A 4,981-nucleotide genomic window follows, 5' to 3' on the forward strand; every position below is an offset into this window, starting at 1 on the left:
AGGCTACTGATGACGAAACATCAGGTTTGATTCATGAGTCAAACTCCTTTCAAACAATTACTTAAGCGACTTCACGTCGCACACCTTGAGAGCGACTATGCCCGCGAGGCACTGACCCGCTGGTATCACCTGCTGCACCAAGGCAAGCTCACCAGCATCGGCTTTGCTGATTTCTGCGAGCGCACCGGCCTCCAGCTTGAGCAGGAGGGCTGCCTCACCGACAATCTCCCGCCGATCCAACGCTGGCTCAACCGCATCTTAGCGCTGCCTATCGCGCTCCAGAACGCCGTTTTTGATGAATTCTTGGGGCTGGTTGAGGCGCGGATCGATGCGGCGCGCAAGGCAGGCACCTTCGATGCCGGTGTCGAGACGCTGATGGCCGACAAGCTGACCATCATCGAGGAGCGGATCCTGCGCGAGGATGCCAATGGTGCTTCGACGCAGCTTCTCACCCTCGAAGCGCAATGGGCGCCCAAATTCACTCCGTTCGCCGAGATCGTGAAGCGTATCGGCGCCAACACCCGGCTGCTGCGCAATGGCCGCTCATCGCGCGTGGCGCTGTTGTTGCCCGACCGCTCGCGCCTGATGGATGATGGCACGCCGGTCGCCAGCTTCACGCTGCACCGCCCCGGTGGGCGAAGCTGGCTCACCGCCGATGAACTCGCCGAGAGTCATTGGGACGATTGCGAACGCGAGGCCTTCGAACAGGCCTGGCAGACTGAGGCCGACGATCTGGCGACCAAGCCCTATACCGAGCGTTTCTACATCGCGACCGGTCGCCTGCTGCCGATCTGGAACCTGCTGGGGGATGAAGCGCAGGTTCGCCGCCTTGTCACTCAGGATGGTCGGTCACTGCTCGGCCGCATCGTGCCCGCCGAGGCGGTCAACATGCTGCTCGACAAGCTGGAAATTGGCGATCGTATCGCACTCTCGCCTGATCAACTGGTGGAGGCCGCGCTGGCCGGTAAGGTCGTGCCTATCGATGCCTTGTCCGGCACCAGCCTCAAGCGTTCCCGCGTCAACGGCGAGCAACGGCTTGAGGTCGTCGGCTTTGATCCCCGTGCCCTGCCATCGTGGAAAGCCAAGGGCTGCTTCACCGAGATCATCGCCTATCAGACCCGGCTGTTCATGCCGGTGAACATCGCTCGGGAAATCGTGGCAGCGCTTGCGGCGTAATCTAGGCTAGAGAGGCCGGTGGCTTATCACCACTGGCCACCGGCCTTGGCGATCTCATCCAACAGAGCTTGCTTGGATGGCGTGCGCCGCTTGCCTTCATTGCGGGGTACATCGACGGCGCCCACGACAAGACGACGCTCGGCTATGCGCTTGCCAAGCGTGACGAGGCTGATGGCCTCACGCGTCGTCTTCAAGGTCTTGAACGCCATAGGTCTGCGCCGTTTCTTCGCGAATTCGTCGTTCCATATAATGGAGATCGAGGCCTTCAGAAAGAGTGAATAACGCCTTGGCTTGACCAAGCATGTCCTGGGCGGCGCCGGAAGCGTATTGCCCCATGCGATCTGCAATCAGATCCTCGACAGAAATCACCGCTACAGTGCCATGCGCTTCGATTTCAATCATCTGGAGCAGGCTGGTGTCAGCATAGCCATCGAGCAACCGGCTGCCGACTACCTCGAACCCCAATTTCAGGTCCGGATGTATCCATCCTCGCGTTGCAACGCCTGGCCCGCTCGGCCTGATGAACCCGTGCTTTGCCATAATGGCTTCAAGTGCAGATTGCTGGGTCGAAACCAAATCAATGTCGCCAGTGTTCACCGCGCCTTGGGTGTAGAGTTCGACCGCGCCTCCGCCGACAAGTATCGGCGGCTTGAGGTCGAGTTCGTCCATAGCCGAACTGATCTCGGCTAGTTTTTCGAGTGCTGCTTGGAATTGAGAGCGCCACAAAGTCATGCGCAATGACTTCAAGCATCTGGCGCGCGATGTCGACGGAAATATCGCGCCAACCTTCGGATTGGAGAAAAGGGGAAAGCCATGGGGGCGAGGCCCCCTGGAGGCAAAAGCGTCTCCATGATCCGGGCCTCTCGACCCAAGCGCGGGAGACCCCATCATGCAGTCCACCACCCTGACGCACGCCAAGCTGCGCCTTTCCGAGAGCAACGTCCGCAAGGCGAATGGCGACGCTGGCCTTGAGGCCCTGGCCGCCAGCATTGCAGAACACGGCCTGTTGCAGCCGCTGATTGTCAGCCCTTCGGCGGGCAAGAAGACTCTCTACGATGTCCACGCCGGTGGCCGCCGCTGGCGCGCGATCGGCCTGCTCATCGAACGCGGTGTGCTGCCGAAGGATTACGCCATCGACGTGCGTCTTTGCGAGAACGAGGACGCCGCCGCGCGCGAGATCAGCCTTGCGGAAAATCTGATCCGCGAGGCCATGACGCCGGCGGATGAGGCGCGGGCCTATCGCGACATCGTCGCTGGCGGCGCCGATGCCGAAGCTGTGGCGCGTCGCTTCGGCGTGACGGTCCGCCATGTGCAGGGCCGCCTTCGCTTGGCCGATTTGGCCGAACCGATCTTCGCGGCGCTCGCCACTGGCGAAATCACGCTCGATGTAGCCATGGCCTATGGCTCGACTGGTGACCGCGAGCGGCAGGCAGCGGCGTGGGAGCGCCTGTCGACGAGCTGGCAGGCCGACAATCCGCAGGCGATCCGCCGCGCGATTGCCGAGGAAAGCCTCTCGGCCGATCATCCTATCGCCCGCTTTCTGGGCGAAGCTGAATATGTCGCCTGCGGTGGCCGGATCGAGCGCGACCTCTTCGCCGCAGAGGGTGAAGGCCGCTGGCTTGATGGCGATCTTGCCATGGATCTTGCCACCAAGAAGCTGGCGCTTGAAGCCGAGGTGGCCGAACTCGGTTCCAAGCTGGCCTGGGTGAAGCCGACGCTCGCCACCCATGTCACCTATGACGAGACCAAGGATCTCCATGCCTATTGGCCGCGTCGCGCTGAACCCAGCGCCGAGGCACTGGCCCGTATGGACGAAATCTCGGACCGCATGACCGAGATCGCCGAGATCCTCGACGCCCCCGATGAAGGCGATGATGTCGAAGCACTGGAGGCGGAATACAACGCGCTCGATGCCGAGCACGACAAGCTCTCCGCCACCGACCTGCTCATCCCCGAAGAGGACAAGCCCAACGTTGGCACCTTCCTCGTGCTGGGAAAGGATGGTCAGCCGCGCCTGCTCGAAACCTATTACACCTCGACCAAACCCGCGCGGCGTCCGAGCGCTTCGGGTGAAGCCGCCAACGGCATCGAAGACGACGACGAAGGTCCTGCACCCTCGGCGACTCTGCCGCGCTCGCTGGAGGAGCAGATGGCCAAGGATCGCCGCGACGTGCTGGCGCTCCACATCGCCCATGATCCGGCGCTGGCGCTTGATCTGGCGATCTTCAGCCTGGCCCGCGATCATGCCGGGCATTTCGGCTACTCCGACACCGGCTGCACCATTCGCATCACCGACCGCAACGAGCCATCCGGCCTGACCGGCATTCCGGCCAGCACGGCGGTGACCGAACTCGAGCAGCAGCGCGCCAGCCTGCCCAATGACTGGGCCAGCGAGGAGGACAGCTTCGCCTCCTTCCTCGCCTTCCGGTCGTTGGACGATGGCGTGAAGGCTGGCTGGCTCGCCTATGCCGTCAGTCAGAGCCTCAAGGCCAGCCTCGCGAGCGGCACGCACGCCTGTGCGTTCCAGAGCCGTCTTGGCGCCGATATCGGCATCGATATGGCCCAGCACTGGCGGCCCGGCGCGGAGAACTTCTTCGACCGCATCAAGAAGGCGCAGATCCTCAGCATCCTCGGGCAATTCGATCCCGAGATCGCTCTTCGATACGCTGCGGCCAAGAAGACCGAGCTGGCAACGGCTGCCGCGCGCCTGTGTTCGGGCGACACGATCATCGAGCCGGAGATCAAGGCCAAGGCGCTCGCCTGGGTGCCCGATGTGATGCGCTTTGACGGCGTTGCGGTTGATCTCATCGACAGCGGGATGGCCCTCGACGACGCGTATGATGATGCCGGGGACCTGCCGCTCGACGCGGCCAATCAGAACGATGCCGACGACCCGCTCAGCCAAGCGGCCTGACCCTCAACCTCGAACAGCCCCCGAACCGATCCTCCTTCCGCGCCAAAGCGGGAGGAGGATTGCCTGTCCGTGAGAACAGCTCGAATCAGGAGAAGACATCCCATGAAACCCCGCCACGACATCTACGCCACCGTCACTGCCCAGCTTGTTGCCGCGATTGAAACCGGCGCGGGCGAATGGCGGATGCCCTGGCACCATTCCGGCGCTCCGGTCATGCGCCCGACCAGCGTGGCTGGCCGGCGCTATTCCGGCATCAACCGCCTTGTCCTCTGGGCCACCGCCGATGCCTGCGGCTACGCGTCGGGCATCTGGGCGACCTATCAGCAGTGGCGGGCCCATGGCGGCCAGGTCCGCAAGGGAGAGATCGGCACTCACGTCATCCTCTGGAAGAAGGTCGAGCGCGGCGATGCGCCCGTCGAAGCGAACGGCGATGGTGACAGCCGCGCCCGCTTTTTTGCGCGTAGCTTCGTGGTCTTCAACCGCGATCAGGTGGACGGCGCCGAGGATGCTGCCGAGAAGGAAATCGCGCCCATCAGCACCTCTGTTGCCGATGCGCTGGCCTTTCTCGAAGGGCTCGGCGTCCCGATCGAATACGGCCTGCATGACGCCTATTACCGGCCCGACATCGACAAGGTCTTCATGCCCGAGCGCACGGCTTTCGATCATGACCTCGATCTCGTGTCCACACTCGCACATGAGGTCACCCACGCGAGTGGACATGTGGACAGGTTAGCCCGTGAGACGCTGCGCGATTATCACAAAGAACGCAGCATTCGAGCGAGGGAGGAACTGGTGGCGTTATCTGGACAGTCTGCGCCGCCCGCAACATTGCAGTAAGGTCGGCGATGGACGCCCACGGTAGGCAGTAATCAGGCTGGCCGTAGCGCTGAC

5 protein-coding genes are annotated in these 4,981 nt (G+C 62.9%); 3 read left to right on the forward strand and 2 right to left on the reverse strand.

Annotated features, from left to right (window positions below):
* Positions 1–33 precede the first annotated feature (33 nt).
* Entirely contained in the window at positions 34–1,176 is a 1,143-nt protein-coding gene (locus BGP00_RS15905; RefSeq protein ID WP_292694475.1) for a strawberry notch C-terminal domain-containing protein, read from the forward strand.
* Between the two features lie 26 nt (positions 1,177–1,202).
* On the opposite strand, the gene BGP00_RS15910 is transcribed toward BGP00_RS15905, so the two are convergent.
* Together BGP00_RS15910 and BGP00_RS15915 are read right to left on the reverse strand one after the other, a co-directional pair.
* The gene (locus BGP00_RS15910) at positions 1,203–1,385 is read right to left on the reverse strand and encodes a hypothetical protein (protein WP_292694472.1); all 183 of its coding nucleotides are present in this window, start codon (positions 1,383–1,385) and stop codon (positions 1,203–1,205) included.
* Positions 1,354–1,908: a hypothetical protein gene (locus BGP00_RS15915; RefSeq protein ID WP_292694470.1), complete on the reverse strand. Its 555-nt coding sequence runs from the start codon at positions 1,906–1,908 to the stop codon at positions 1,354–1,356. Before BGP00_RS15915 ends, BGP00_RS15910 begins: the two co-directional genes overlap by 32 nt.
* Before the next feature lie 157 nt (positions 1,909–2,065).
* Here BGP00_RS15915 and BGP00_RS15920 point away from each other — a divergent pair, with 157 nt between their 5' ends.
* Positions 2,066–4,090, forward strand: coding sequence for a ParB/RepB/Spo0J family partition protein (locus BGP00_RS15920; RefSeq protein ID WP_292694467.1), 2,025 nt, complete (start codon positions 2,066–2,068; stop codon positions 4,088–4,090).
* Positions 4,091–4,192: 102 nt separating this feature from the next.
* A complete protein-coding gene (locus tag BGP00_RS15925; protein ID WP_292694465.1) occupies positions 4,193–4,927 on the forward strand; it encodes an ArdC-like ssDNA-binding domain-containing protein in 735 nt (244 codons plus the stop codon).
* Positions 4,928–4,981: the final 54 nt, after the last annotated feature.

The organism is Novosphingobium sp. 63-713 (genome assembly GCF_001898925.1).
GTDB lineage: Bacteria > Pseudomonadota > Alphaproteobacteria > Sphingomonadales > Sphingomonadaceae > Novosphingobium.